The organism is Natrinema versiforme JCM 10478 (assembly GCF_000337195.1).
Taxonomy (GTDB): domain Archaea; phylum Halobacteriota; class Halobacteria; order Halobacteriales; family Natrialbaceae; genus Natrinema; species Natrinema versiforme.
In genome coordinates, this window is the sequence record NZ_AOID01000066.1 from 1 (window position 1) to 25,942 (window position 25,942).

26 protein-coding genes and 4 pseudogenes are annotated in these 25,942 nt (G+C 56.1%); 13 read left to right on the top strand and 17 right to left on the bottom strand.

Translation table 11 applies throughout. The features are described 5' to 3' along the window. On the bottom strand, positions 1-385 hold a 385-nt coding region (locus C489_RS20365; RefSeq protein ID WP_239642106.1), incomplete at its 3' end, for an HpcH/HpaI aldolase family protein. Between the two features lie 475 nt (positions 386-860). Here C489_RS20365 and C489_RS22375 point away from each other — a divergent pair. From C489_RS22375 to C489_RS20380, 4 genes and pseudogenes are all read left to right on the top strand, one after another. Next, positions 861-1,028 carry a hypothetical protein gene (locus tag C489_RS22375; protein ID WP_006433292.1) on the top strand — a complete coding sequence of 56 codons (168 nt, stop codon included), beginning with the start codon at positions 861-863 and terminating at the stop codon, positions 1,026-1,028. Continuing rightward, a pseudogene (locus C489_RS21265) lies at positions 997-1,361 on the top strand (DUF7558 family protein). Before C489_RS22375 ends, C489_RS21265 begins: the two are co-directional and overlap by 32 nt. Positions 1,362-1,410: 49 nt before the next feature. After that, complete coding sequence (locus C489_RS20375) at positions 1,411-2,007, top strand: DUF7437 domain-containing protein (protein WP_006433294.1); 597 nt, start codon at positions 1,411-1,413, stop codon at positions 2,005-2,007. Then, entirely contained in the window at positions 2,004-2,513 is a 510-nt protein-coding gene (locus C489_RS20380) for a hypothetical protein (RefSeq protein WP_006433295.1), read from the top strand. The genes C489_RS20375 and C489_RS20380 overlap by 4 nt, the downstream gene beginning before the upstream one ends. Positions 2,514-2,515: 2 nt before the next feature. On the opposite strand, the pseudogene C489_RS20385 reads toward C489_RS20380, so the two are convergent. Then, positions 2,516-2,775: pseudogene (locus C489_RS20385) on the bottom strand (MarR family transcriptional regulator). A gap of 121 nt (positions 2,776-2,896) precedes the next feature. Between C489_RS20385 and C489_RS20390 the strand changes: the two are divergent. Both C489_RS20390 and C489_RS21270 read left to right on the top strand, forming a co-directional pair. Continuing rightward, positions 2,897-3,220, top strand: coding sequence for a HalOD1 output domain-containing protein (locus C489_RS20390; RefSeq protein WP_006433297.1), 324 nt, complete (start codon positions 2,897-2,899; stop codon positions 3,218-3,220). 10 nt (positions 3,221-3,230) lie between these two features. Beyond that, positions 3,231-3,755, top strand: coding sequence for a transcription initiation factor IIB (locus tag C489_RS21270; protein ID WP_239642109.1), 525 nt, complete (start codon positions 3,231-3,233; stop codon positions 3,753-3,755). A 118-nt stretch (positions 3,756-3,873) separates the two neighbouring features. Here C489_RS21270 and C489_RS21770 read toward each other — a convergent pair whose 3' ends face one another. Next, positions 3,874-4,311, bottom strand: coding sequence for a hypothetical protein (locus C489_RS21770; RefSeq protein ID WP_152423227.1), 438 nt, complete (start codon positions 4,309-4,311; stop codon positions 3,874-3,876). A gap of 238 nt (positions 4,312-4,549) precedes the next feature. On the opposite strand from C489_RS21770, the gene C489_RS20400 reads away from it, so the two are divergent. Continuing rightward, positions 4,550-5,578, top strand: coding sequence for a DUF955 domain-containing protein (locus C489_RS20400; RefSeq protein ID WP_239642107.1), 1,029 nt, complete (start codon positions 4,550-4,552; stop codon positions 5,576-5,578). Then, positions 5,481-5,693 carry a HalOD1 output domain-containing protein gene (locus tag C489_RS21275; protein WP_083902878.1) on the top strand — a complete coding sequence of 71 codons (213 nt, stop codon included), beginning with the start codon at positions 5,481-5,483 and terminating at the stop codon, positions 5,691-5,693. The genes C489_RS20400 and C489_RS21275 overlap by 98 nt, the downstream gene beginning before the upstream one ends. Positions 5,694-6,230: 537 nt before the next feature. Here C489_RS21275 and C489_RS22815 read toward each other — a convergent pair. Further along, entirely contained in the window at positions 6,231-6,494 is a 264-nt protein-coding gene (locus tag C489_RS22815) for a hypothetical protein (protein ID WP_049891203.1), read from the bottom strand. 274 nt (positions 6,495-6,768) lie between these two features. On the opposite strand from C489_RS22815, the pseudogene C489_RS22820 reads away from it, so the two are divergent. Next, positions 6,769-7,007: pseudogene (locus C489_RS22820) on the top strand (RNA-guided endonuclease TnpB family protein); the annotation flags it as partial. Between the two features lie 64 nt (positions 7,008-7,071). Here the strand turns inward: C489_RS22820 and C489_RS21285 are convergent. The 6 genes and pseudogenes from C489_RS21285 to C489_RS21305 form a co-directional block, all read right to left on the bottom strand. Further along, on the bottom strand, positions 7,072-8,316 hold the full coding sequence (locus C489_RS21285; protein ID WP_006433301.1) for an ABC transporter permease: 1,245 nt from the start codon (positions 8,314-8,316) through the stop codon (positions 7,072-7,074). Then, on the bottom strand, positions 8,316-9,530 hold the full coding sequence (locus C489_RS21290; protein WP_083902879.1) for an ABC transporter permease: 1,215 nt from the start codon (positions 9,528-9,530) through the stop codon (positions 8,316-8,318). The genes C489_RS21285 and C489_RS21290 overlap by 1 nt, the downstream gene beginning before the upstream one ends. Then, positions 9,517-10,302, bottom strand: coding sequence for an ABC transporter ATP-binding protein (locus tag C489_RS21295; RefSeq protein ID WP_083902880.1), 786 nt, complete (start codon positions 10,300-10,302; stop codon positions 9,517-9,519). Before C489_RS21295 ends, C489_RS21290 begins: the two co-directional genes overlap by 14 nt. 68 nt (positions 10,303-10,370) lie before the next feature. Next, a pseudogene (locus C489_RS21300) lies at positions 10,371-11,026 on the bottom strand (IS6 family transposase); the annotation flags it as partial. Positions 11,027-11,090: 64 nt separating this feature from the next. Further along, positions 11,091-13,256 (bottom strand): PGF-pre-PGF domain-containing protein, encoded by a 2,166-nt coding sequence (locus C489_RS20415; protein ID WP_049891191.1) that lies wholly within the window; start codon positions 13,254-13,256, stop codon positions 11,091-11,093. A gap of 359 nt (positions 13,257-13,615) precedes the next feature. Continuing rightward, positions 13,616-14,743, bottom strand: coding sequence for a hypothetical protein (locus tag C489_RS21305; protein WP_083902881.1), 1,128 nt, complete (start codon positions 14,741-14,743; stop codon positions 13,616-13,618). Positions 14,744-14,831: 88 nt separating this feature from the next. Here C489_RS21305 and C489_RS20425 point away from each other — a divergent pair, with 88 nt between their 5' ends. After that, positions 14,832-15,794, top strand: a complete 963-nt coding sequence (locus C489_RS20425; protein ID WP_049891192.1) for a transcription initiation factor IIB — start codon at positions 14,832-14,834, stop codon at positions 15,792-15,794. Positions 15,795-15,847: 53 nt separating this feature from the next. Here the strand turns inward: C489_RS20425 and C489_RS20430 are convergent, their stop codons facing one another. The 4 genes from C489_RS20430 to C489_RS20445 all read right to left on the bottom strand — a co-directional run bounded on the left by C489_RS20430 (position 15,848) and on the right by C489_RS20445 (position 20,024). Then, the gene (locus C489_RS20430) at positions 15,848-17,080 is read right to left on the bottom strand and encodes an ABC transporter permease (protein WP_049891194.1); all 1,233 of its coding nucleotides are present in this window, start codon (positions 17,078-17,080) and stop codon (positions 15,848-15,850) included. A gap of 2 nt (positions 17,081-17,082) precedes the next feature. Beyond that, complete coding sequence (locus C489_RS20435) at positions 17,083-18,273, bottom strand: ABC transporter permease (RefSeq protein WP_049891195.1); 1,191 nt, start codon at positions 18,271-18,273, stop codon at positions 17,083-17,085. A gap of 152 nt (positions 18,274-18,425) precedes the next feature. After that, on the bottom strand, positions 18,426-19,208 hold the full coding sequence (locus C489_RS20440; protein ID WP_049891197.1) for an ABC transporter ATP-binding protein: 783 nt from the start codon (positions 19,206-19,208) through the stop codon (positions 18,426-18,428). A 258-nt stretch (positions 19,209-19,466) separates the two neighbouring features. Continuing rightward, positions 19,467-20,024: a metal-dependent hydrolase gene (locus C489_RS20445; protein WP_006433311.1), complete on the bottom strand. Its 558-nt coding sequence runs from the start codon at positions 20,022-20,024 to the stop codon at positions 19,467-19,469. 182 nt (positions 20,025-20,206) lie between these two features. On the opposite strand from C489_RS20445, the gene C489_RS20450 reads away from it, so the two are divergent. From C489_RS20450 to C489_RS20460, 3 genes are read left to right on the top strand one after another with little or no spacing between them, the layout of a single operon-like run. After that, positions 20,207-20,470: a hypothetical protein gene (locus tag C489_RS20450; protein ID WP_006433312.1), complete on the top strand. Its 264-nt coding sequence runs from the start codon at positions 20,207-20,209 to the stop codon at positions 20,468-20,470. Between the two features lie 49 nt (positions 20,471-20,519). Next, positions 20,520-21,644: a DUF4350 domain-containing protein gene (locus tag C489_RS20455; protein WP_006433313.1), complete on the top strand. Its 1,125-nt coding sequence runs from the start codon at positions 20,520-20,522 to the stop codon at positions 21,642-21,644. Continuing rightward, positions 21,641-22,678 carry an AAA family ATPase gene (locus C489_RS20460; protein ID WP_006433314.1) on the top strand — a complete coding sequence of 346 codons (1,038 nt, stop codon included), beginning with the start codon at positions 21,641-21,643 and terminating at the stop codon, positions 22,676-22,678. Before C489_RS20455 ends, C489_RS20460 begins: the two co-directional genes overlap by 4 nt. A gap of 116 nt (positions 22,679-22,794) precedes the next feature. On the opposite strand, the gene C489_RS20465 is transcribed toward C489_RS20460, so the two are convergent. Genes C489_RS20465 through C489_RS20475 form a run of 3 tightly spaced genes read right to left on the bottom strand, consistent with a single transcriptional unit; the run spans position 22,795 to position 25,828 of the window. Beyond that, complete coding sequence (locus tag C489_RS20465) at positions 22,795-23,736, bottom strand: hypothetical protein (protein ID WP_006433315.1); 942 nt, start codon at positions 23,734-23,736, stop codon at positions 22,795-22,797. Next, positions 23,733-24,302 carry a hypothetical protein gene (locus tag C489_RS20470; RefSeq protein WP_006433316.1) on the bottom strand — a complete coding sequence of 190 codons (570 nt, stop codon included), beginning with the start codon at positions 24,300-24,302 and terminating at the stop codon, positions 23,733-23,735. Before C489_RS20470 ends, C489_RS20465 begins: the two co-directional genes overlap by 4 nt. Beyond that, positions 24,299-25,828: a DUF58 domain-containing protein gene (locus C489_RS20475; RefSeq protein WP_049891200.1), complete on the bottom strand. Its 1,530-nt coding sequence runs from the start codon at positions 25,826-25,828 to the stop codon at positions 24,299-24,301. The genes C489_RS20470 and C489_RS20475 overlap by 4 nt, the downstream gene beginning before the upstream one ends. Between the last annotated feature and the right edge of the window lie 114 nt (positions 25,829-25,942).

Consider the following 25,942-nt stretch of genomic DNA (forward strand, 5'->3'; position numbering starts at 1 on the left):
CGTACTCGGTGCCGCGGCCGTAGCCGACGCCGCGGATTCCCTCGGGCGGGTAGCGGGTGGCCTCGACGAGCGCCCGCGCGTCCTCGGGCGTGTCGATCATCGGGGCCATCACGCCGTTGACGCCGGCGTCGAGGACGCGTTTGATTTCCGTCGGATCGTTCTCCGAGAGGCGGACGATCGCCCCAGGGTCGGGGTCGACATCTGCAGCGTCGATCGCGCGAGCCATCTCGGTGATCGTCTCGATCGAGTTCGTCGAGTGCTCGCCGTCAATCATCACGGCGTCGAACTCGAGGCGAGCGCTGAGTTCGGCGATCGCGGGATCGCTCAGCGCGACCCAGGTCCCGACGAGCGGCTCTCGGTCGCGCAGGGCGGAGTAGAACGTCATGCCACCCTGTTCGCCGATTCGTGAGAAAAGGTCATCGGTAACGGAATTGTAGCCCCGTGCGGTCACAGTCGAATCCTAACTCCGCCGCCTTCGAACTCACTTCGCGCCTCGTCTTCCTCGATAGAGTGAGTAAAATAACTATTAGATATGAAAACAACAGGGCCATTAAGACGGAACAGGCGTCGAGAAAGATCAATGAACAACTTACCGACCAATTCTGAGCAACGAAATGGTAGGGACTCAGTCACTGTGCATAGGCAGTCGCTCGTCAGAGGTAGATCCCGGTATCCCGAATTTGTGTTCTCCTCTGCAGTAGGGGACTTGTCTTAACCAACGCCCCCAGGAATGACCTCAAATTGTTGGTTAACACTCTAGAAGCTTGGGACCTGCTTCACCACCCCACCTGCTACTGACGATGTGTTTGTCGGCGCCGTGAGGCGCGAGGTGAGCTCTCACGTGCCTGGCGGGATTCACTATGCCTGATCCAAATCCTCGCAATGACACAAGTGCCGACTACGAACAGCTCGAGAAGGGACTTCTCGTCCACGAGCCGAGCGGTACCACCTTTGATTTGACCACTCAACTGGCCGTCTTCCATCGCGGCTGGACGGCTGCCCGCGACGCCGACGCGGAGGCCGAGTGACGCACAAACCCTCGTCAACTGTGCCTTCTGTGACGCTCCGCCCGGCGCCGAGACTGGTGAGGCGCACACTTGGGGCCAGGATGAGCGGGTCACTCACCCGATCTGCGTGGACTGCGCGATCCAGACAGAGCGTATCCCGACGAGCGCGATCACGTCGCCTGTGACGGCTGTGGGCTGGTTGTCGACACGCTCGCGGCGCTCACCCGGTTCCGGGTCGAACTGGGACACCTCGAAGGCCCGTTGCAACTGTGCGCTCGCTGTAGTCCGGGTGGTCTTGCGACGTACTGGACGCGCGATCTTGAGGACCACCTCGTCACGGCGGCGGCGGAGTGACCCCAACACTCATTACTGATTCACTGTAAACTGTAATCAAGAACAAACCGTGTCACGCACCTCAAATCGGGCTGACGGCGACATCGTCCGCGACTTCCTCTCGGTCGCGGACCTCCTCGAGGAGCCACAGCTGGCCCAGCTGTACGCGTACCTCGCTCGGGAGGGCGAGGCGACCGTCCAGGACGTGATGGACGACCTCGAACTCGCCCAGGGGACCGCCTACAGCTACGTCAACCGGCTCGACGACGCCGGCGTCGTCGACGTCACTGACGACGAGCAGCCCCGCCGGTACGCCGCCCGGGAGATCGACCTGACTGTAACGACGGCCACCGGCAACCGCGAGTACACGATCACGCCGGCGCTGATCGACGCCGTCGGCCGCCGAGAGACAGACGCCGACATCGACACCTACATCGACCGCCACGGCGTCGCCGGCCTCGCGACCGCGCTCACCTATGCGGTCGCCCGCGAACGCGGCGAGGTGACCCACCGACTGATGGCGGAAGACATCGGCATCTCGCCGCTGGCTGCGGAGATGATCCTCCAGGCACTCCGGCCCGTCGTCCACGAGCACTACGACGTCGAGGAGTCAGGGTCGGGACTCGACGAGTTGGGCATCGACGGCGACGGCGCTGACGACGCGTGAGCCGGCTCCACATCGCCGACACCGGCCTATTCGTCGCGATGGGGCAGCCGTCGAATAGCCGCTATCAGGCCGTTCGGCGGTTTGCTCGCGGAAACGACCTCACCTTCGTCCTTCCCGAACGGGTGTACGAGGAGCTGACCGTCGACGATCCGGATGTCGAAACCCCGCTCGTCGACGCCGCAATCGACGAGGGCTGGGCGACGGTTGCGGCGCCACTGGAGTTCTCCAAGCCGGTCGTCTCGCGGGTGATGGACGGCGTTCAGCGGTACATCGCGAACACTGACGACCGCCCTGCCAACGATGTCGAGCGTGCGGACGCCGCCCTCGCCGCCCTCGCTGTCCAGCATCTCAGCGCGGGGGCGGCAACCGAGGTCTACATCTACACGACCGATATCGCGGCCGGCGAGGGGGCCGAAACCGTGCTCGCGAGCGAGGGCTACGGGGACTCGGTGACGTTCGTGAACGGCTTCCGGTTCATCGAGGACCTGGTCGCCGGCGACAGCTGACGCTATTCGGGGTCGAGGCCACGAGCGTCGAGGTCGCCAGCGAGATACTGCTCTCCCGTTCGCGTGATATCGTAGACCCCGTTCCCGAGGTGGACGAGGAGGCCGTATTCGACCAGCGTCTTGCAGCGGGCATTGATGTGTTGGCGGGAGAAGCGAACCCAATCGCTGTCCGCCATTTCCTTTGGGGTATCGGGGCCGGCTCCACAGGATGCTCTAGAATACGGTCATCAGCGCGAGACATCCAGTCGGCGTCAAAGCGCATAATCGCTTGTGGTTGCGCCGACGCTATCCCGAACGCGCTAAGTCAACCAGAAAATCTTCAAGCAACTTCAATTGACTCATTGGTCTTTAAATGCCGGTCATCCTAAGGTTCGAGCGTTGAGATGAATTGCTCTTCAAGGACGGGGCCCGGGGCATCGCCGAACCTCGTCGTCGAGATTATCGAGACGCTCGAAGCGTGTGGATTGGATCGGGACGAGTACCAGCTGTACGACGCTGTCGACGTCGAAGCACTCGAGCAGATCTTGAACTCGTCGAACGGAAACGTGGAAGTACAGTTCACCGTGGAAGGAATCCGCCTTGCGGTGACACCAGAAAGCGTCGACGTCCTGATCGACGACGAAGACTCGTATCCGACTCCGTCGCGAACAGTCCCGTGCTCGGTGGCAGTCGAAAGCCGAACGGAACCTCGCCTACGGTCTCAGTGAAATCCGGCGGATCGTTGCAAGTCTCGGCCTCGCACAGAGTATCCGGGATCAGGCGTGTTCGCTGTTCCGAACGGCACAATCTGAACAGCTCTGTTGCGGACGACCACTCGAGGCGGTGGCTGCAGCCAGCGTCTACGCAACGTCTCGGTGTAACGGACTCGGACGATCACGGGCTGAAGTCACAGCCTGTGCGCGCTGTGATCACCAGAGACTCACCTCCGCCTACAACGCGATGAACATCGAACTCGAGTTACCGACACAGCCGATTGCAGCAACGGATCGGATTCCGAGGCTTGCGACAGAACCCGGGGTCCCAGATCATGTTCGTCGACGAGCGCTCGAGTTCGCACAGACGGCACGCGAACGCGGACTGACAATCGGCTGCCGACCGAGTGGTGTCGCCGCGGGTTGTCTCTATCTCGCTACCCAGCGCGTCGGCTTGTGTCTCTCGCAACAGCAGATCGCCGATACCGCAGGCACATCACCGAATACGCTCCGCAATCGGCGAGACGAGTTACTCGAGATCGATACCTGAGTCGGATCATCGAAACCCAGAGAAGACGCTTGTAACGAGTAGATAGCGCGGTTTCTTTATCCGGAAATCTGGGCGATGATGAATAGAGGGATGGTAACGAGGTGTGTAGCAGCAATCACTAGCGGTTGTGCGGTTTGCATCCGCCAAGAAGGACGAGAAGCGACTCTGGTTGCTCATCAGTGACGACGGTCACACTGTAGCATTCGTTTTCAGAACCTGTCGCAGCGTCGATTGTCGCGTCTTTCCACTCACTTTGTGGTGTCTTGGCTTGAACAGCCCACCGTTGTGCATTCGGATTCTCTCCCCACTCATTAATGGTGTACTGTGGCCGTTCTCGTTCTGATCCTGAGTCAAGTTGATACGACGCCTGATGAACGCGAGTTCCATCACGGAGGACTTCGAGCGAAACCTCAACCGACTTTGGGAGACTGTTTGCCAGCGTCACTGAACCGAGCGTATCTGCCCGCATTCCCAGTTCGGACTCAAGAGTGGCGCATCCTGAGACCCAGGTAAAGGCTGTTGTACCGAGGGCCGCGAGGGCCTGACGGCGGTTCATATAAGCAGGCAAGTCACAAATACGTAAATCCTTTCTTATCGGATTAATATACGAACATAGACTGCACCGAACAATCGGTGCGTTCTCTGTACATGGTGTTGTTTTCTTATTATATTTTGAAATATATTGGAGGTGCTTCCTACTGTAATGGAGTCTCTCGAGCGGTCCCTCGAGTATGTTTTTCTTCCCCCGAAGGGGTGAGGGGCGTTCCAGAATGGAGCGTCCATCGTCACAAACGATGACTCCGAGTGACTGTTCGCAGGTGTCCTTCGACGACTCAGACACCAGACGTGAAGAGATGCAGAGCACGATGGAAGCATGGGTCGAAGATCTCGTTGACGAGGTCGATGATGCCGTCTCGAGCGACGAATTTCAGCGGTGGCTCGAGGTGCAGAGCCGCTTTCACGACTATTCACATCGAAATACGCTGCTGATCAATCGCCAGTATCCAAATGCGACCCGCGTCGCCGGCTATCGGACATGGCAAAACGAATTCGATCGTCATGTGAAAGAAGGCGAAAGTGCAATCTGGATCTGGGCGCCGATCATCGCGAAGCAGTGCCCCGAGTGTGAGAACTCACCGTCGTACCATGATCGAAGTGACTGCGAATACGACGAGACGCCGCCTGAGGAGTGGTCGAAAGGGCTCGTCGGCTTTCGACCAGCACCAGTCTTCGATATTTCCCAAACTGAGGGGGAACCACCCCCCGAACTCGAGACCGAAGCGACTGGAACCGCCGATGAGCTACTGCCAGCGCTGCTCGAGGCAGCCTCGTCGCTCACTGTGGACGTGGAGATCGTCTCCCGAGAGAATTGGCCTCATGGCGATGCCAAGGGCGTCTGTCAGTATCGGTCGCCTGCAGACCGACCACTCGTCAAAGCACGTGACCGTGAGAACAGCGCCGATCTCGCTGTGACGCTCGTCCACGAGTACGCTCACGCGCTGTTACACAGTGGCGTCGACGACGAGACTGAACGGTCAGAACGTGAACTCGAGGCGGAGGCAGTCGGCTACATCGTTGGACGGTACTTCGGGCTGGATACGAGCGGCTCGGCGTTCTATCTCGCTGCGTGGCAGGGCGAAGAGCCGGAAGTGATCTTCGACCGACTCGAGCGGATCAGTTCGACAGCCGCAGAGATCATCGATGTCGTCGACGAGGTGATGATAGATGAGTGGGCAGGAACTCCTCTTCAAAATCGTCGACACGCTCGAGACGGCGGGACTCAGTCGCGACGAGTACCAACTCCACCGGGTAATCGATGTTGAAGCACTCGAGCAACTCGCGGACTCATCGAACGATGAGCTCGAGATTAGATTCTCGGTCGGAGAGTTTCGTGTCCTCGTCACGCAGTCCGATGTACGGGTCCTCACGGATCCGTAGCTTCAAAACGGCGACACTTATATGGATGCGTTCTGTGTCGTGTTGCTATTAGTAGAAATCCCTATAGTATAAATATCTGCCAACTCACAATCAGTATGGAAGCCGCGCTCCACCTCGTCGCGGGGGCATGCGTTGAAATGCCCCGGGTGATGGCACACCCGAGACGTGGCTTCCAACCCGCGTGGGTTTGCAGGCCAAGTTTCGCTTACTTCTAACGGGATATAAACGTCCCGCACGAGAGTCGTATCGCACTCGAGTAGCCGTCAATCCAGACAGTCGCCGCTCAAGATGGCTATGAGCGAGAAGCGGCGGTCGGGAGAGGAGGAGGACTGGTCGCTGCCGCCGTGTCCGCACTGTGGGAAAGCAGTGATTCTGGTACACACGCGCGGTCCGATGGAGCATATTGCGGCACCGTGTGGTTGTCACGTCGCGTCGCCTGACCTCTGAAGAAGACGCAATCGGTGACGCGATTGAGACCACCGGTACCACATCTTTTGAAGCGGTGTGATCAACGCGGGTTTGACCCGTATCCAGACGTTAGTCTTCTGGCGTCGTCACACGAAGGTCGCCGTCAACCTCGTAGAAGTAGCCTCGATCGATCAACCGGGAGAGTGCATGGGTTGCGTCCTCGGGTTCGAGGGCCAATTCATCGGTACTGTGGAGAACCTCGAGCGCTTGCTCTCGCGGAATCGACTGGATGTCTTCTGTCTCAATTGAGTTACGACTGTGAGTACAGAGGACATCGTACGCGTCTAGGATCCACTCTGGAAGCGGTGGCCGTGGATCAGAGAGATCGTTCATCTCGACGTCGTACCCCCATTCTTTGCTATCGGCTTGCTTAAGCGTATTCCTCAGCGAGGAACAGGTCTGACTCGTGAGGAACCACCCAGTCTCGGGGACTCCGTCGAACAAACGGAGACTGAGAACCCTGATCAGAACCAACTCGTCACAACCGATTCCCTGACTTGAAATCTGAGTTGTTTTTTACGCCTGATGGGTGAGGCGCGACGATGTGTACCTCGAGAGTACCCATGAGTACAGATTACCTGATCCACCGAGATCAGCGCCATGACCCGAGGAGAACATAAGTAAGACGTGTCCGTGTTGCGGGCAGGTTCGTGACAGCAACCTGTGGAGCGTGGTCTGTGCATTTGTTCGTCGTGCGAGACGACGATGAACGCAGACGTGGTGGGGTGGACATTCGTCGAAAGATAACCCAGATTTCTCCAACGGAGGATATGAGTAACAGCTGGTTCGCACATCCTGGATTCTTCTTGTTCGACCGCGAGAGCGTCGTTTCAGACGAGGGAGTAGAGAGATACTATAAATTCCAATATCCCAATGTCTGGTTTCCTCCAGCTTTAGCCATCGGGGAATGTCAATGAAGCAATTCGAGTGGGGGAACACGGCTAATCTTCCAGCCAGCAGTAGCTGCAGCAATTGTTCCGATAACTACGGCAATCCCAAGAGCCCCCGCATAAATCCACGGTGCAGTTTGCACGAGACCATCAAAGCCAACAATGGTTGCTGCGAGACGATTGAGTACAGCGACAGCAGGCGGAGTGAGTAGGACACCTGCTCCTCCACCAAGAATTCCGATTATGAGTCCCTGTCCAACCACTGTTGCAATAAGCAGCGATGACGAGATACCTTGAGCAGTAAGCGCTGCAAACGTTTGGCGTTGTTGGTGAATCACAAGCGATAGAAGTGACATTGTTAGTGCGACACCAGCACTAATTGCCAAGAAAACAAGCACCCCTGCAGCTGCGAGTAAAAGCACTTGTTCTTGTAATACAGATGAGAGTTGCTCTTGATTCGACCGGATTTCGTATTCGGGATACGATTCTTCTAAGTCTTGCTGGACTGTGTCGACAGAACTACCATCCTCAACGGTTATCGTAATGAACGTTGCCGGTTCAGTTTGTGTATTACCGGTGACTTCATGTAGTTCACTGAGTGGCATCGTCACTGTTGGCGTGCCGAGCATCTGTTCGAACGTCGGAGATATTCCGACAATCGTAAATTCATTTCCCCTCGCAGCAGCCAGTGATCCGCCAATGTGGATGGTGTCACCGATTCCGACATCTAATTCATTAGCTGTTTCTTCATCAATTAAGACTTTATTCGTCATCTCCCCCTCATATGTCCCATTAGCGTAATGAGGGTCTCCTTGAATCGAGTCGCCATCTGTTACGTGAATTGCTGGACCACCCTGTGGCGTTCCCGTTGCAATAAACGTATTAAACTCACCACTACTATTTGTACCAGCATATACCGTATCAAAAGCTAATGGAATCGCGTGAGAGACTCCCTCTTGAGACTCCATTTCGGTAGAGAGGTTTCGAGAGTCATAAAGTGTGTTTTCGAATCCACCACCACCTGCAGATGTGATTCGAGTCTCCCCTGCTGTAACCCATAAATCTCGTTCAGCGGCATTAAATTGCTGTTCTCCGGTTTCAAGAACACCGATACCTGTTCCAGCAAGTAACGTTATTGCGAGAACAGCGAGCGCAACACCGATTATCGCTAATAAGAGTCGGAGTTTTTGTTGTCGGAATTGAGCGATAGTAAGACTTCCTGCGGTACGAAGCCGAAGAAGGCTATCAGAGAGCCATTTAAACATCATGGGACACCTCCTGAAACACGGCGAGCTGCCACCAGTAGAAACGGTAATGAAAGCAGGCCAATTAATAGCGCAACGGAGATTCCATACCCAACAAACAGGGGATGAGAGACCGCTATTGGCTCAGTCGTTATTGTCCGAGTTGCGGCAATATTCATCAGTCGAATGCCGACTAGGCCACTAACTGCACCAAGTAATCCTCCAACCCCCGTCATCACAATTGTCTGAACACCCACTAATTTGAGTTGGCTTTTAGTAGAAATTCCCATTGCAGATAAGATCGCTAATTGCTGGCGATCCGCAACGATCTCAAGCCCCGATGTTGTGACAACAAATAGCAACCCAATAGAAAGCGATACGAGGAACGCGGTAAGCGCAAGTGCTAACGACAAATCAGAATCACGCGTGTTACTTGCAGTCATTTCGCCACGAGAACGAACAGAGGAGTCCGGATAGATTTCCTGAAGATCACTCTGAACAGTTGGTGAGTTTGTACCAACAACGAATTGTTCCGCCTGATCATACGTTGTAGAGCCCGTTAGGGATTGTAATTCACTCAGTTGGACAAGTGCTGTCGGGACATTACCAACAGAGCGAGATTGATTGTCAACAGCTGTGACAGTAAAGGAGTTGTTGCCGGCGACTGATATTGGATCGCCGGACGAGACAGAGAGAGTTTCGGCTGCACTCTGTGAAAGCACAGTATTCCCGGTCCATTCGCCCTTGTACTCTCCATTCGCGTAGTATGGATCGTTAGGGGTGAGTGGGCTAGAGCCGAGGCCAGAAACCCGATCTAGTTCGGGAGTATTTATAATTCCGACAACGAGAATATATTCCTTTGTCTCGTTAGTCCCCATTTGAAGTACTTGTGACAGTACTGGTGTCGCAGACTCCACCTCCTCGTGTTCACGGATACGATTGTTCGTCTCATGGACTGAACTGAACTGCGGATTATCAGTCGCAATCAACGGTGATTCTGGACTATTTGTATCAGGGACAATCCAATAATCAATATCTTCATCGTACACCGTTGTACTAGTAGCAAGGCCGACACCGAGACTAGTGACCATGACCAGCAATGCAATCACTATAGCTACGCCAAGAACGCTAAATCGAATCCGCTGTTTTGCCGTATAAGTTGCACGTGATGCCGTTCGGCGAATCCCAACGGAAACAAGTCCAAGCCACCGGATAAGCAACTTACGAATCTTCATCAGAGGAAGACTCTTGTTTCAGACGGTTAGTGACAGTTCCATCGCGTAGTTGGATTAGGCGATCACAGATCTCAAGGGTTTCATGATCATGTGATGCTAGAACGACAGCGCGATTCTCTGCAACTTCTTTGAAGGCCTGCAGAATGGTTCGACCGGTGTCCGTGTCTAGTTCACCAGTTGGCTCATCAGCAACCACGAGATCCGGATCCGTTATCAGTGCACGGGCAATCGCAACACGCTGTTGTTCTCCTCCGCTAAGCTCTCCCGGACGATGTGTAATGCGGTCCCCAAGTCCAACACGTTCAAGCAGTTCAGTCGCTTGTCGTCGACGTTGTTGTTTACCAATGCCCAGTTCGACAAGGGGGAGCGCGACGTTTGCGCGAGCTGAAAGGGAATCGAGTAGATGAAATTGTTGGAAAATGATGCCGATGTGCTTGAGTCGATGCCGCGTTCGATTTCGTTTCGACAGTGTTGCAAGATCAGTCTCCTGAAACAACACGCTACCTTCAGTTGGGCGTTCCAATCCAGCAAGGATGTGCAGCAACGTTGATTTCCCGCTCCCACTTGGACCTGCGAGACCAACTATCTCCTCATTTGATATATCAAGTGAGGCAGAATCAACTGCACTGACAGTCGGTGGTTCTGAACGACCAAGGACTCGAGCAAGACGACCAGGCTCAGATCCTCGCTGATAAACTTTCGTCACGTCATTTGCTGTGACGATAGTGGAGGGAGAAGATGTTTTCATGTCCGGTGCGGCGGACCTAGCCATATCTCTGGGACAGGACTATGGATAATTAACTGTTCCGCTTAATTGATAGACAGCTACCACGGCACCGTCTAGTTTAGCACCTCCGCTGGCGTCTGTCCGTTGAGTGACTGGTGCGGTCGCTGTGTGTTATAGTAGTGTACGTACTGTTCAAGCCACTCTCTGACGCTCACCCGACTGCCGACCCACGAGTTATGGAAGCGGTCGATCCGCATTTTGAGCGTATGAAACCACTTTTCGATGTGGTTTCGATCAACGTAGTCGAGGTGACCGCTCAATCCTAATCGAGAGAGGGCAGTCAGATAGCCAGCACCATCGACGAGAAACTCAGCGTCGGAGAGATCGTGTTTCTCGGTGAGTCCATGCAGAAACGCAGCAGCTGGATCGGTGCCTCGCCGTCCAAAGAGCGGTACATCGAGAATGAGTTTCGTGTCGAGGTCTATTGCAGCGTACATCCAAGACCGGTCGCCGTTAATCCTGATAGCGGTTTCATCAACCGCGACCCGCGACGGCTTCGCCGTCCTCAGAACGCGAAGCGTTCTGATGGGCCGCACGAGAGCTTTGCTCTCGTGGATGTCGGCGGGTCCGGCACGTTGTCAGCCAGCCGATGTACCCAGTTCCAGATCGCTTGATGAGAGGGTTCAACGCCGAGTGAGCGGAGAATAGCTTGTGTCTCCCGAAGCGAACAATCGGTCGCGTAGAGTGGGACGGTGAACGCCCTGACGGGGTCGCCGTCCGCTCAACCCATAAGAAATACTATAACAGAAAATCTGAGAGATTGGCGACAGCTACTACGAAGATTGTCGGCGGAGCGCCAGCAGTGCTACTGATAGCGCCACGACAGTAACAATAAGCCCAAATCCGGGAACCGGTAATAGGCCTCCGCCATCACTGTCACTCCCGTCACTGTCTCCATCTCCGTCCTCACCGCTTCCATCACTGTCTCCGGTGTCACCGCCCTCTCCTTCAACTGTGATCGTCACAGAGTCGCTGTCTACTTCATCAGCGTCATTCGTAACCGTCAACTCAGCCGTATATTCACCACTCTCCGTAAGGGTGGTAGTCACAGTTTCGCCGGAAAGGGTCTGATCACCGATTTCCCACTGGTAATCGACAATCTCGCCGTACCGGTTCTCAGAACTGGACCCATCGAGTTCGACTTCGCCACCGGCATCAATCGTCGTCGATGAGGCCGTTGCATCTGCGGCTGGCTCACTTACTGCGCTAACCGAGAAATATGAGAATCCAGGTGTCTCAGCTTCTAGCACAACCACATCATCACGTTTCTCAACGAGAGTAGTTTGAAGGCCTTGCCACTTCCCCTTCTCATCGTTGTAACGGTTGACGCGGAGGTCCTCGGCATCGGCATCGATCTCCTCAAGACGGGCGGTTGAAACCTTTGTACGGATTGTCGCGCTCGTGTTCTTCGCATTATCCGGGACAACAATCTCGGACACTGATGCAGAGACACCGGGGGATGGCCCAGTCTCATTAGGTTCGCGGTCAAGATCGCGACTGGTCACATCGCCGGTGATGTCAGAGCTATCAAAGACAATCTGCTCAACATTCGTCTTCTCGAACGATGCTGTCGCCTTCCCTTTCTCCGTATCAACTACTGGGGTCGATTTCTCTTCTTCTGTCACAGTGGCGTTATCGTCATCTCCATCACCAGGGGTAGGATCCGGATCACCGTCATCGTCGTCACCGCCACCACCGCCACTACTCTCTACTTCAAGCATCCCGGTATTTACCTGAATTTGATCGCTTGAGGAACCAGATGCAACGTGGATCCAGCGGTAGTCCGTTTCTGTCCAGTTGTCATATGTTTCTACAGTCAGGGTCGTGGTTTCATCTGCTTGGACCGCAGTACTAGAGGCATCAAGGCTGATCCCATCACCGGATACCTGCGTTCCTGGTTCGTCCACATCTGCATTATTTGAGAGGAAGCTAACGACATTGCCAAATTGGACGAGCCCTGTCCCAGTCCGACTTTCTAATGACTGTCCGAAGAATGTTACATCGTCCTGAAGATTCTGCACACCGTTGACTTCCTTAATATCGTGCTTGATTGTAACATCTTCAGTTGAGAGATCCTTGCTCAATTGTTCACTGATATTAACAGCCATTGTACTCTTAGTGAACGAGTTTTCTTCATAGAGCACGACGGAATGTGAGGTTTCACCACTCAATTCGGCTGCATTGACATTGAAGTCAATATCTTCACCTGGTTCTGCCGAGTTCGGAGCCGTTACATCAGATGGACTGTTCTGTGCGGCGAGTTGCTCAACACCGACAATCGTTGTTTCACCGTTGATCTCGAGGTCATCCTTCTTACCATCACCATCCTCATCAGTGGCCTCAAGGTTGTCACCAGTCGCAAGCACATACATATATTGACCAGGCTTGTCCGGTGTGACCGGTGTCGTTAGGTTGCCGTCTCCATCGAATTTAACGGAGTGGTTGAGACTAAACGAAACGTTATCGTTTAGGTTATCGATATTTTTGGACGTGAGCTCGTCCATTAATTCTTGGCCGGTTGTTGGTACATCACTCAAATCGTTTTCACTCACATCTTCCTCAAGATAGCCGGTGAGAAGCTGGACATCATCCCTGGATTCGAAGTTACTTGTATCAGTATGTTCTCCGAATGTAAGCGGTATTTCCTCGTTCGTCTCGAATACCGCAAGAGTATCACGGTGTAAGCTGGAATCACCGCGTTCTGTTTCTGCACCAAGCCACAGATTATCGACAGTGACTGCGCCTGTCGCGCTTGTATTTGCGCGAAGTGAGATCGGTGATCGGTCCCATACTGTTATGTTCTCTGTGGTATCAATATACTCACCGTTCGATGCTGTTGATGCGGCCGTGCTAGTTCCACCCACCACCCCGGCGATCGGAGTGAGAATCATCATAGCACACACAAGGAGTGTGATGATGAATCGCTTATGTCTCGACATATACTACATGGTTACACTCAACCATTTTAATGTTATCGGGTAGACGGCACTGTCTAGTTAAGTTAGTTTAAGAAACGAGCAGATCACTGAATGAATTGGTTAAGATGCTCGCAGATCTGCTCAGTGAGCATTAGACGGAAAATTTAGAACAACCTTGGGGAACAAGCAGACCGCGATGCCTGTCGGATTGTTGCCTCCATCATATGGTTGTTCGCTTGGGGAGACAACAACGGCTCTCGCTGAACTGGGCGTTAAATGGTCTCATGGGGAAGTCTGAGTTTGAAATGTCCGGATAGTTGGTAGCAGACGCGACCCACCGACATTCACGGGAGTCAAGATGACGTTTAACTGTCAGTCTATCACTGTGAGGCTCGGTACCCAACGATGAGCAGTGCGAGAAGTGTTAGGGCCGGAAACATCCCTGGGATTCCAGATGCGTCGTCCGTTTCTTCAGTCTCACCGGATGTATCCGATTCATTATTTGGCTCAAGTATCTGGTCTTGACCAGTGTCTGAGCTAGTGTTATTATCCCCATCATCAATTACAGAATTTTCATCATTACTGTCGCCCCCGCCAGTGGAGTTAGTTTCGTTTCCAGTGTCTGTCTCATTTCCAGAGGGATCAGTGGTCGAGTTATTATCGTTTGACGGCTCAGATTCATTCCCAGTGTTGTCATCTGGTAAATCGCCGCTATTTCCACTACCGCCGCCAATATTTCCACCGGTACCATCTCCGCTGCCTGTACCCTCCGATACCACTGTAAATGTTGCACCGTTATCAACCGCTACCGGTGCAGGATATCCCTGTGCTTCCTCTTCACCGAGTACACCACCGTAAACATTGTATTCCCCTTCATCGAATTCGCCAGATTGGACGGTTGTACTGTACATACCATCTCCATCCGACTCTAACTCAAGCTCTGTTACTTCCTCACTGTCATCGTTCCAGATCGCGACATCAACTGTGTCGACATTTGATGCCGCCTCGGTAGGATCGATCGATGCAGTAAACTCAGCCTCTTCACCGGCTTCCACGGTTTCAGGGAACTCAACCGTCAAACCAAATTCCTGCACTACGACGGGATAAACCTCTTGTCGACCCTCCCCACGTGGTTCTAACGATAGCATATAGGTTCCCGGTTCAAGGTTGCTTGTGTCAAGTGCGTCGTCCTCAGTTCCCATTTTCACATGAGTTTTATCAGCGTTCCACACCTCGTCATACTCCGATTTCTCATCCGTATTATACAAGAAGATACGGTACTGCTCCGAAGACGAGACTTGGATCTCGATCGGCTCGCCCGGCTCAATAACGCCGACACCATTAACCTGATATTCTGTTCCTTCGAGCTCAATCGTCTCCTCAGGCGTCGAAACTGAGTTAACGACTTCAAGACTGTAATCCGATTGTGATGCGACCGGTACGGCGACCGAAACCGTTGCAAGTACCACTAAGACAACGGTTACAACTGAAAGGGGACCTGTTCGCATAGACTACTTTTCCAACATTACGAATAAAGTCTTTCCGCTGTTACGCGCGAACAAGGGCTTAAAGATCACTGGGAATACACTCCATGTTATGGGTCGGCCGACTCGCCAGCGTGAGCGCGAACCAGAAACAGATCAACAAGAGACGGAGTCCACAAATGAGCAAACATGCGACGAATGTGGCTCGAGCGAACTCGCCACGAGCGAGGATCAAGGGGAACTCGTCTGTGAGGACTGTGGGTTGATTATGGAAACAACCAATATCGACCGAGGACCAGAATGGCGAGCATTCAGTCACTCTGAGCGGGAGGGCAAGTCCCGTGTTGGGGCACCCACAACTCAGACGATGCACGACAAGGGCCTTACCACTCAAATCGACTGGAAAGATCAGGATGCCTATGGTCGCTCCTTATCCTCAGAGAAGCGGTCTCAGATGAACCGTCTCCGCAAGTGGCAAGAACGCATCCGAACGAAAGATGCTGGCGAACGCAACCTCCAGTTTGCGCTCAGTGAGATCGATCGGATGGCAAGTGCGCTGGGTGTCCCACGCTCGGTTCGCGAGATTGCTAGTGTCATCTATCGACGAGCATTGGATGAAGATCTTATTCGGGGCCGCTCGATCGAAGGGGTTGCGACGAGTTGTCTCTATGCTGCTTGTCGTCAAGACGGCATCCCACGTAGCTTAGAGGAGATCGCTGATGTCTCACGGGTCGAACGGAAAGAAATTGGGCGCACATACCGCTACGTAGCACAGGAACTATCGCTCGAGATGGAACCGGTCGATCCGAAAGAGTACGTTCCACGGTTTTGCTCTGAACTCGACTCGAGTGAGGAGGTCCTAGCCAAAGCGAACGAGATTATCGATGTCACTGCAGATCAAGGGCTCCTGTCTGGAAAATCCCCGACAGGGTATGCTGCCGCTGCAATCTATGCCGCCTCGCTCCTGTGTAACGAGAAGAAAACCCAACGTGACGTTGCAGATGTCGCCCAAGTTACCGAAGTCACGATTCGAAACCGCTATCAAGAGCAGATTGAGGCGATGAATCTCCGTTGATATCCGACTCCGCCTGAGCCGTGGTATTGGCCCGTTCCGCGTATAAAACCGTACTACTGTCTACTGTGAAGTTTGTCGACATGGGCGTATTGCGCCGCCCGCCAGCCAGCGACGACGGCACCAAGCGTCCCGATACCGACTGCAATCAGGAGTCCAGTCGCATAGATAATCGGTGGTGTTCGCAACAGATTCTCGAATCCAACTAATGAGGCAGCCAGATGATCGAGTGCGAGTACGGCTACCGGCGTCGCGAGGATCCCAAGGACACCACCAAGCATACCGAGAGTAAACCCCTGACCGCCGACGACACCCGCGATCAGTCCGCGTGAGAGGCCGATCGCCCGTAAGGCCGCGAGTTCCTCGCGCTGCTGGACGGCCACGAGAACGAGAGTGTTCATCGTTAGCGCGATCCCAGCTAGGAGGGCCAATACGACGAGCGTCGCTCCGCTTGCGAGCACCAGCAGGTACTCGCTCAGCATCGATTCGAGTTGTTCTTCGCTTGTTCGCACGTCGTATTCTGGATAGGACTGCTGGATGTCTTCACTGACAGCGTCCCGATCGACACCGTCTGCTGCAGTGATGGTCACATATGTCGCCCGGTCAGTTCCAGTGGTGCCGGCAATTTCCTGTAACTCACTGATCGGCATCGTCACCGTCGACGTACCGAGGAACTGCGAATATTGCGTCGAAATACCGACAATCTCGAACTCGCGTTCCGCGGCGTTCATCCGACTCGTCCCGACATAAATGGTATCGCCAACGCCGACATCGAACAATTCAGCCGTCTGTGGATCGATGACGATTTCCTGGCTCATCGGTCCGTCGTAGGTACCGTTGGCATAGTGGCTGTCGCCTTCCGAGAAACCGTCGCCATCAACGGTATTGGTATTCCGAGTACCGGGGACACCGACGCCCGTCACGAGTTCAAGGTCGTCTAGCTCAGTACCGACGTAGACCGCGTGGAATGCCAGTGGAGAAGCGGTTTTAACATCGTCACGGTTCTCGAGGTCGGCGGCGAGCTGGTGGGAGTCAGCGATCGGGTTTTCGATACTGCCGGTCGCCGTCAGTTCGACAGAGTCGCTTGTGACCCAGACATCCTGTCCGGCCTGGTCGAACCGTTCTTCACCAGTCTGCAGGACGCCCAGCCCGAGGCTGGCGAGGAGCGTGACGGAGAGGACGGCCAGCGCGATGGCAAGGACCACAAGCACGGTTCGTCCGCGTTCGTGACGTACCTGTGCGACCGCATAGCGTGTGATCGCACGTCCTTTGGTGAGTAGGTTGCCCATGGTTATCGTCCCAGTTCGGCGACGACGTTTGTTCGTGCGACGAGGTAGAGCGGGTACGGTAGTGCGAGGACGCCGGCAAGCAAGGCAACCCCGATGGCATAGGGAACGAACGCCGGCCGTAGCGTTGCGATCGGCCGCGGTGCCATGGTCGCTGTAGCGACGTGGTTTGTGATCGAGATACCGACGATACCAAGCACGACACCGGCCACCGCACCGGCTAGCGTCAGGCTGAGTGTCGTGATCGCGACGATGGCCAACCGTGAGCGAACCGAAAAACCGACTGCCGCGAGCACGGCGATTGTCCGCCGATCCCGATCGATAGTCAGCGCTGACGATGTGGCGACGAACAACGAGCAGATCAGTATCGCAACCACTAGTGCAACGAGACTCGTCGCGAGAGCAAAGTCGTCACTTCGGATCGACCCGAAGTCGCTCTCACTTCCGGACTGGATCGTCGCGGTCGGATACGTGTCCGCGGCCGCCGATTCGGCGGCTGCTGTCGATGTCCCTGATTCCGTCTCGACGAGTACCTGATCGGCAAGGTCGTCATCGTCGGCACCAGTAATCGATTGTAGTTCACTTAGATGGAGCATGACAAGTGGGAGCTCGCCAGTCAGATCGTTAGAGTCCGTTTCCTCGACGGTAGTCGCAGTGTAGATAGCGGATCGTGACTGATTGTTTCTTTCTTGCCGGAGTGATGCGCTGGGCGTGGGACTCGTGACCTCGAGGTTGTTACCCGACGATGCGTTGAGTCCGTTGGCAGCAGAGTCCGTCAGAACGATTTCTCCCGTCCGTGCCCCATCATAGGTACCGTTTGCGAAATGTGGGTCACCCGGCTCTAGTGAAGCAGTCGAAACACCCTCAATCGTGGCTGGTTCCTCTGGTGGGATGACACCCATCGCGAGTACGGTTTCGAATTCATCGCTCCCCTCGGTTCGAATCTGAATTACTTCCGTGAGGACCGGTGTTGCATACGCGACATCATCGCGTTGATCGATTGACGCCGCCGTCTCATGGACGCTTCCGAACCGCGCGCTCTCGACATCAACGACCGATGAGAGCGTCCCTCCGCCTGGAGGAAGAACACGGATATCGGCCTCATCGTCTGCCGTCGAATCGACCGCGAGCCCTGCCGAGATGCCGGTAACAATGATCAGTAGTGCAATTGTAAGTGCCACAAGGGCGACTGTCACGGCGGTCTGTCTCGGCAGTCGCCGCAGTTGCGATGCGAGTCTCCCGACAGAGACCCGGAAGAGACCGAGCCACCGTCGAAGCCGGTGGACTCGTGGTCGCTCTCGTGATTGAAGTGATCGCTTCTCAGCCATCGCTTGGGAGATCCCTACCGTCACTCATCGGTCGTTATCTCCCCGTCGAGTAGTCGGAGGACACGGTCCGTCACATCGATTGCCCGTTCATCATGGGTCGCCACTAGGACTGTCTGATCCTCTGCAACATCGACGAGCAATTCCAGTACCTGTGCTCCCGTTTCCGTGTCGAGTTCACCTGTCGGCTCGTCGGCGAGGACGAGTTCGGGATCAGTTACCAGCGCTCGTGCGATCGCAACACGCTGTTGTTCTCCGCCACTGAGTTCGCCGGGCCGGTGGCTCAAACGATCACCCAGACCAACCTGCTCGAGCAACTCGGTCGCCCGTTGCTGTCGCTCGCGTCGCCCCACGCCGCGTTCGACCAGTGGGAGGGCAACATTGTCGCGGGCCGATAGCGCCGGCAACAGGTGAAACTGCTGGAAGATGAACCCGATGTGATCACGACGCAATCTCGTTCGCTGAGAACTAGAGAGTTCGGTGAGATCCGTACCGAGGACGTCGACAGTCCCCTCAATCGGCTCGAGTAAGCCGCCGACGACGTGAAGCGCCGTTGACTTGCCGCTCCCGCTCGGACCCACGAGGCCAACGATCTCGCCGGCGTGAATATTGAATGAGATTTCCTCGAGTGCGGTCACCGTTCGCGATGATGCAGAACGAAGCCCTGAGGAGTTGTCACCGTACTCGTGAGTTACCTCATCACAGTGGACGGTAATCGGTGCTGTAGCGGACGCTCGAGCAGGCTCATCGGAAGTCGGGGGTCCTCGAGCGGCGTCGTCCACACTCGACGGTGTATCGGGTGCCATGCGACTGTCTCGTCTGAGGACTATCGGCGGGCAGTCATTGTTTCGATCCACCTACTGCGTTTCGCGTGCAATTTCACGAGATCAACTACGATCCCGGATCGGAAGCTGACTCATTCCCAGTGTCCTTAGAGTAGCTAAAATCTAGCTCTATCTCGAAAGCACGAATTACCGTGGAAACCAACTCCTGTCTCTATCCCGCTACCGAGAACGGCAGACGAACAGTGGTTGTCTCGTTTCCATCGATACGGATGATCTGTATCAGTTGATCCATCGAACGGTACGCTCGAGCTCGCACCGAACGTAGCCGAGACCGGGCATATTGTCGCGATACCAGATGATGAGTGCGACGACGACGAGTCCAAGCTGAGTCCACTCATAGAGACCCATTGAATAGCGAAGGAATCCAGCAAGAATTCCGTCAACCGGTTCGTACGCTGGCGGCTCGAGGACGGGCCAGAATAGAAACGTTGTTGCTGAGAAATCTCCGGAGAGGATAGCCGACGGCGGAACGTCTGTGAGCAGGTGTGATGCGTGACCAATGGCGAATGCGGTTCCGATGTCGGGGCGGTTGACACGGAGGGTGAGACTATAGACGGCCGGAAGTAAGAGCGCGGCGACGAACACCGAATGAGTGAGCGTTCGGCCACCGGGGAGTACTCCGAACGTCCACGCGAATGGCTTGTCGATCAGGTCGGGAAACTGCGAGCCGATAGCTAGGGCCATCACTGGCACCGCTTGCGGAGAGTGTCCGTTGTGCCGGTGGCTATAAACGGTATACAGTAAGTAGGCGACGGCAAGGTGTCCCCAGGGCCACATTGACTCGGACTTTCGGAGGTATCCGCAAAGGTGTGTCGTTCACAGAGCAGAGCGATCTGCGAGTCGAGATTGAGGGACAACCCGAAGAGAGACTATGTTTCGACCATCCGTACGTGACGAAAGTGCGCTACGTTTAGGTAGCCCTATGTTGCTTATTGGAGTAGATGCCAACCCAGCGTCGGATGCGGTTCGTTCGCGGGCACGTCGCGTGGATGGTCGCGACGGTGCTCGTGCTCGCGTTGCTAAACGCGCTTTCCTACGAGCTATTCTTCGTTCTCGCCCTGATCGGATTTCTGATTATCACGGAGCTAACGGCCCCGTTCAACGTCACGCTGACGTGGCGACGCCGGCTGCGATGGCTCATCCTGCTCGGCCTCGTCGGCTTCGCGGTCGTCGTCGTCCGACGAATCCTCGAGATTCTGCCACCGGAGGTGCTTCCGGTATGAGCTACGGTATAAGGAATGGGCTGTCGAATCCTGTCTCGGAGGTGACCCAATGAGCTGGCATCGGGGCGTACTCGGTGACGGGAGTAGAATCGACTGGCCGCGAGTGTTGTTACTCGCACTCACCGTGACCATGCTGGTTGCACTGGGCACCGTGGCCGCAACATCGTCATCTTCGTTTGGACTCTATAATCCATCCTGGGATGGCACATCTGATCTCCGGGGAGCCGCGGAGGATGACCCGACCGTCGAAAGCCACCTACTACGCGATACCGCAGAGTACGAGGAACTGCCAGCCAACGATACTGTTGCCTTCGTCATTTCGCCGGACGAACCGTATGAAGGCGAAGATGCCGAACGGATACAGGAATTTGTCGCGAACGGAGGGACGCTAGTTGTGCTCGAGAATTTCGGCGAACCGGGGAATTCGCTGCTAGCCAATCTCGAGACCGAGGCACGTGTAGATGGGCAGCTTCTGCGGGACGAACGCCACCATTTCCGCGGCCCGACGATGCCGGTCGCAACGAATGTTGAGAATTACACGTTCACCAGCGGCGTCGATCAATTGACGCTCAACTATGGGACTACTGTCAACCCCGGAAATGCGACAGTGTTAGTTTCGACTAGTGACTTCGCATACCTCGGTCCCGAGGAAGATAACCTGGATGAACAGGATGAGCTTCGATCATATCCGGTTGCTACCGTTGAGAACATCAGTTCGGGACAAGTTGTCGTTATCGGAGATCCGAGTATCACGATCAATACGATGTACGGCCAGCCAGACAACGCTGCGTTCGTACGCGGACTATACGCCGACGCCAATCACGTTGTCTTCGACCGTTCGCACGGTGCTGCAGTGCCGCCACTGATGGGTGCGCTACTAACGATCCGCGACTCACCAGTGTTCCAGTTACTCGTCGGTACTATCGGGATCGGGCTCGTTATGATACTCTCACAAGTACGCGTTCGATCCGCGCTAGAGACTTTCCAGTCTCATTTGCCGGCACGCTTTCGGTCCGCTGAGAGTCGTGCTCATGGGCTGGATGGCCCCGGTCTCTCCGATTCCGAGCGTGCCGAGTATCTCCGTAGACATCACCCCGATTGGGACGAAGAACAAATCCAGCGGGTTACAACAGCGCTTAACACGCCCCGTTCGGAAGGGAAAAACAACGAATGAACGGCACCACTGATCCGGGCGACGGGGAGAGTAGCGATCCCGAAGCCGTCTACGATCTGCTGCAGACGGAAATCAACCGCGTTCTCATCGGCAACGACGAGGCGATCGAATACCTCACGATTGCATTACTGACCCGCGGCCACCTCCTTCTTGAGGGGGTCCCCGGCATCGCCAAGACGACACTTGCGAATCTCTTTGCTCGGACGACCGGCCTCGAGTACAACCGGATCCAGATGACGCCTGATACCCTTCCGGCTGATATCACAGGAACTCATATCTACCGGCAGGGAACAGGGACGTTCGAACTCCAGCGGGGCCCGGTCTTCGCAAATCTAGTGGTCGCCGACGAAATTAATCGCGCCACGCCGAAAACCCAGTCTGCCCTGCTCGAGGCGATGGAGGAGCGTCGCGTCACGATCGAAGGAGAGACGCTCTCGTTGCCTGATCCATTCATGGTCGTCGCGACGCAAAACCCGATCGAATCCGAGGGTGTGTTCCAGCTTCCGGAAGCCCAACGCGATCGGTTTCAGTTTAAGCTCACGCTTGATCTACCGGAGCGAGCCAACGAGCGGGAGCTACTCGACCGGTTCGATACTGATCCGGAACTGGGGCCCGAAGACGTCGAACAGACCATTGATCCATCGGTACTCGTCGATGCGAGACAGACCGTTCGGGCGGTCTACGTCGCACCGGCGGTCAAAGAATACGTGCTCGATCTCGTTGCTGCGACGCGAGAGCATGCTGATATCGACCACGGTGCATCACCGCGCGCGACGCTCGCATTTCTCAACGGTGCCAAGGCACGCGCCGCGATCAATGGCCGCGACTACGCCATTCCCGACGACATAAAGTCGATCGCCGAGCCAGTGTTGCGCCACCGGCTCGTTCTGAGTACTGACGCCGACCTGAGCAATGTCGATCCTGCAGCGGTCGTTGCGGAGATTGTCGACACGACCGAGCCGCCGAGCGCCGAGACAGATCAAGCGTTCAGTTCGGCCGCGGCGAGCGACGGTGGCAACGAGACCCTCGAGTGAGGAGTGGGTCTCTATGACGCATTCACCCTAACTCGGATCGACGTTGTTATCGTCGCTTTCGTAACGCCATTACGGAAGTGCGAGGAGAAAGCCCCGCCTTTAGGGCAGGGAGGATGTCAAGCTGCTTCGTTACTGCTGTCGTTCTCATCAGCATCGACGGTAGCCGTGTCGGCGGTTTCACCGTCACTCACGTCCCACCGACAGGTAACCAGCCAGTCCGATCGTTCGTCGCCTGTCGAGACCTCGAGTCGGATCGGACGCTCAAGTCCGGAGACGAACCCAACTGCGAGGAACGATGCAATCGGGTGGTCAAAGCGACTGATATCGCCAAACGAACTGTCGTTGATCGCGATCGTGACACGGCCTGCAGACGCATCGGTATCTGGTTCAGCGCCACCCGCGAGTTCGAACTGCTCAACGATCCCGTCCGCGAGCTGAGTCGCAAGCGGTGCTGGTGCGGTCGCGAGATCGCCGGTCAGTGCACGCTCGAATGACTCGAATAGCGGTGAACCCGTCGGTTCGAGGGCGAGGCCACGGTGATCGGGGTCGGTTAGAATTGCCCCCTCGAGTTCGTCGAACGTGGGCAACTCATCGGCTGATCGTTGGGGGAGATACAGGCGTGCATCCGCGGCGTCGTTTGATGGGAGATAGACATGGTCGTCATCTAGACCAAGTTCTTCGGCGATTGCGGCCTCATTGGCCGCCATCGCAGCGTAGATTCGCTCGCCAACATCGGCGGCGACGAATGTTCCAGGCGTCAGGTAGTAGGTGAGGACCCCGCCAAACAGTCCCACCGCGGCAAGCACGAAGAGCACCTCCCTGCTGTCGGGAAAGAGGGCCGCAGCGAAGGAAGCAAGGATGCCAACGATCGCAAGCCCCGCTGCGGTGCGACGGTACTGTGACTGTCGGGCGCGAGTGTACTCGTCTCGTAGTCGCTCATTTTCCTTCTCTAAGAGCTCTGCCCGCGCTGCGAGTGCGAGCTGGTCATCTTGGTCATTGGCTCGGTCGGTCTCTTGTTCGGTTATCGGCTCGTCGCTCTCGATATCATTCGTACTCATATGTCAGTAGAGAGGTCAGTGGTTGTCTTCGCGGACGACTCGGTCGTCTGTTCGTCGGTCGATTCTCCGGTCGCAGGTGACGACGAGCCGCCATCGTCATTTGGTACCAATCCGAGTCGAACGAGCTCATACCGGTGGCAGCCGTATACGGTGATTGCGAACAGTAAAAGAACCGTTGTGGCGGCCAGTTGGATCGACTGTAAGTCGGCAACCAACCATGCAGTGCCCGTCAGCACGACCGAACTGGCGACCGCGACAAGTGCGATTCGCCCGGGACTTGCGGTCCGACGGACAGGTGCAAGCAGGACGACGATAAACGCGGCTTCGACGATGACGACAGCGAGCGGATCGATCCCGCTCGGGGCGGACGCGACGAGTGCGACGTGGCCGACTGCCAGCGCGTACGGTGTGCCGAGTACATACCAGACGACTGCGGTCGCGATCCCTGCCAGCGCGCCGAGCGAACCAGCGACGACGGTGAACGTAGCGACCAGTATGGCGAAGGTGCCGACAGTCAGCCAGTCGCGACCGGTCGCAGCCGGGACCGCATCGATGCGGACACTCATGCGCGACCACCTCTCGAGCGGCCCGCTTCGAGGACGGCCGATAGCCGGTCGGCCGGACCGACCTCGAGCGCTGTTACGCCGTCCATTCGAGCGAGTTCCCGACGGAATTCCTCGAACGCGACGTAGCGGTCGTAGGCCTGTTCGATATCTGCGAGTCCACCCGGCTCGTAGAGCACAGAGGGTGCGAGCAGAACCATGACCTCGTTTCCGCCTCGATTTGCGAGCGCGACTGTCTCGCGTAGTTCCGCCGGCTGCGAGTCATCGGTACAGATGACGGTCCAGAGCGAACCCTGTGCACTTGTTACGCCCCGTTGAATAGCTTCGTACAGCGGAGCCTCGGCGATGCGCTCCCGATACACTTGCCGGTCGGCATAGAACGGGCGCAGTGTCCGCGTGAAGGCATCGTCCGCTCCCTCGAGATCGGAAAGCACGCGTTGAATATCACTGGGTGTCGTATGTCGCTGCAAGAACGGGGCGTGACTAGCTCCCGCGTTACTCGTCGTCGATAGAGACCGTGAATCCGAAGGGTTGTCTGCCGCTTCCGAGTCGGTCCGGCCGGAGACGGCCGTCGTAGGACTCGCGTCCGTAGCGGCCGTCGGTTCGAGAGCGAGCAGTCGACGCCGGACCGAGCCGTAGTTGACGGCCGGTGAGGCGAGTTCGAGGTGGTTGGTGATCCCATCGTCGCCGACCGTAATGAGTCCGAGTGGGTCGTTGAGCCGCCGTGCAGCCCCTGCGATGGCCACTGCGACCCCGCGGAGCATCTCGAGTTTCGTATTGGCCCGGGGCCCGGTCGCGAGTGCGGCCCGGTGATCAACGACCAGCAGCGTCCGCCGATCGGTCTCAGCCTCATACTCGCGGACGTACGGCGTTGCATGTCGTGCCGTCGCCTTCCAGTCGATTTCTGTCCCCATATCACCCGGGACATATTCGCGCAGTTCGGCGAGTTCAATCCCTGATCCAGCCCGGCCAGCGTTGTGGGAGCCGTATGAGGCGGCGAGGCGATCGCCGCCTTCACCCACGTGGATCGTCCCAGAAGTGGGCGGTTCGACCGTTATCATTGGCGTCGAGCCCGCGGTAACCCTCTCACGAAACAAGCCATCCGTCGCTGTCACGGTCGCTGCATTGAACATGTGTCGGCCTGCGACTGGCCAAGTAATCGTTTGCGTTTGACTCGTCTCCTCAGTATCCGGCCCTAGGATCACCGAGACTGGTTCTGAGACAGTAGCTGCGACCGGGAGTCCAGCGGTAATCTCGAGTGTTAGTTCCGTGTCACTCCCGCGTGTTACAGCGAGCGTGACTGGGACCTCGTCCCCGGTTTGGAGAGTCGTCCGTGCAGGTGATTGAACGACCGACAGCGACTTGACCGTGTGCTCGAGGTCCCGCGTGAAGCGATACTGCTGTGTCAGTAGCCACGCGCCGACAAGGGCTGCCCCGAGGAGCACGAGCGGGCGTGCGAACACCACTGCCAAGACGGCGAGCACGACAGTGAGTGCGACGACCGTCCACCCTCGGCGCGTGAGATACATGTCTGGATAGATTTCGGTAACCGTGTTCAAAGTATTGATTACGTCGTCAGACGCCCTTCTAGAGAGACGGTAGGATACTGTCTGTGTCCCGTGGTCGGATCCTGTCGCTCGAGA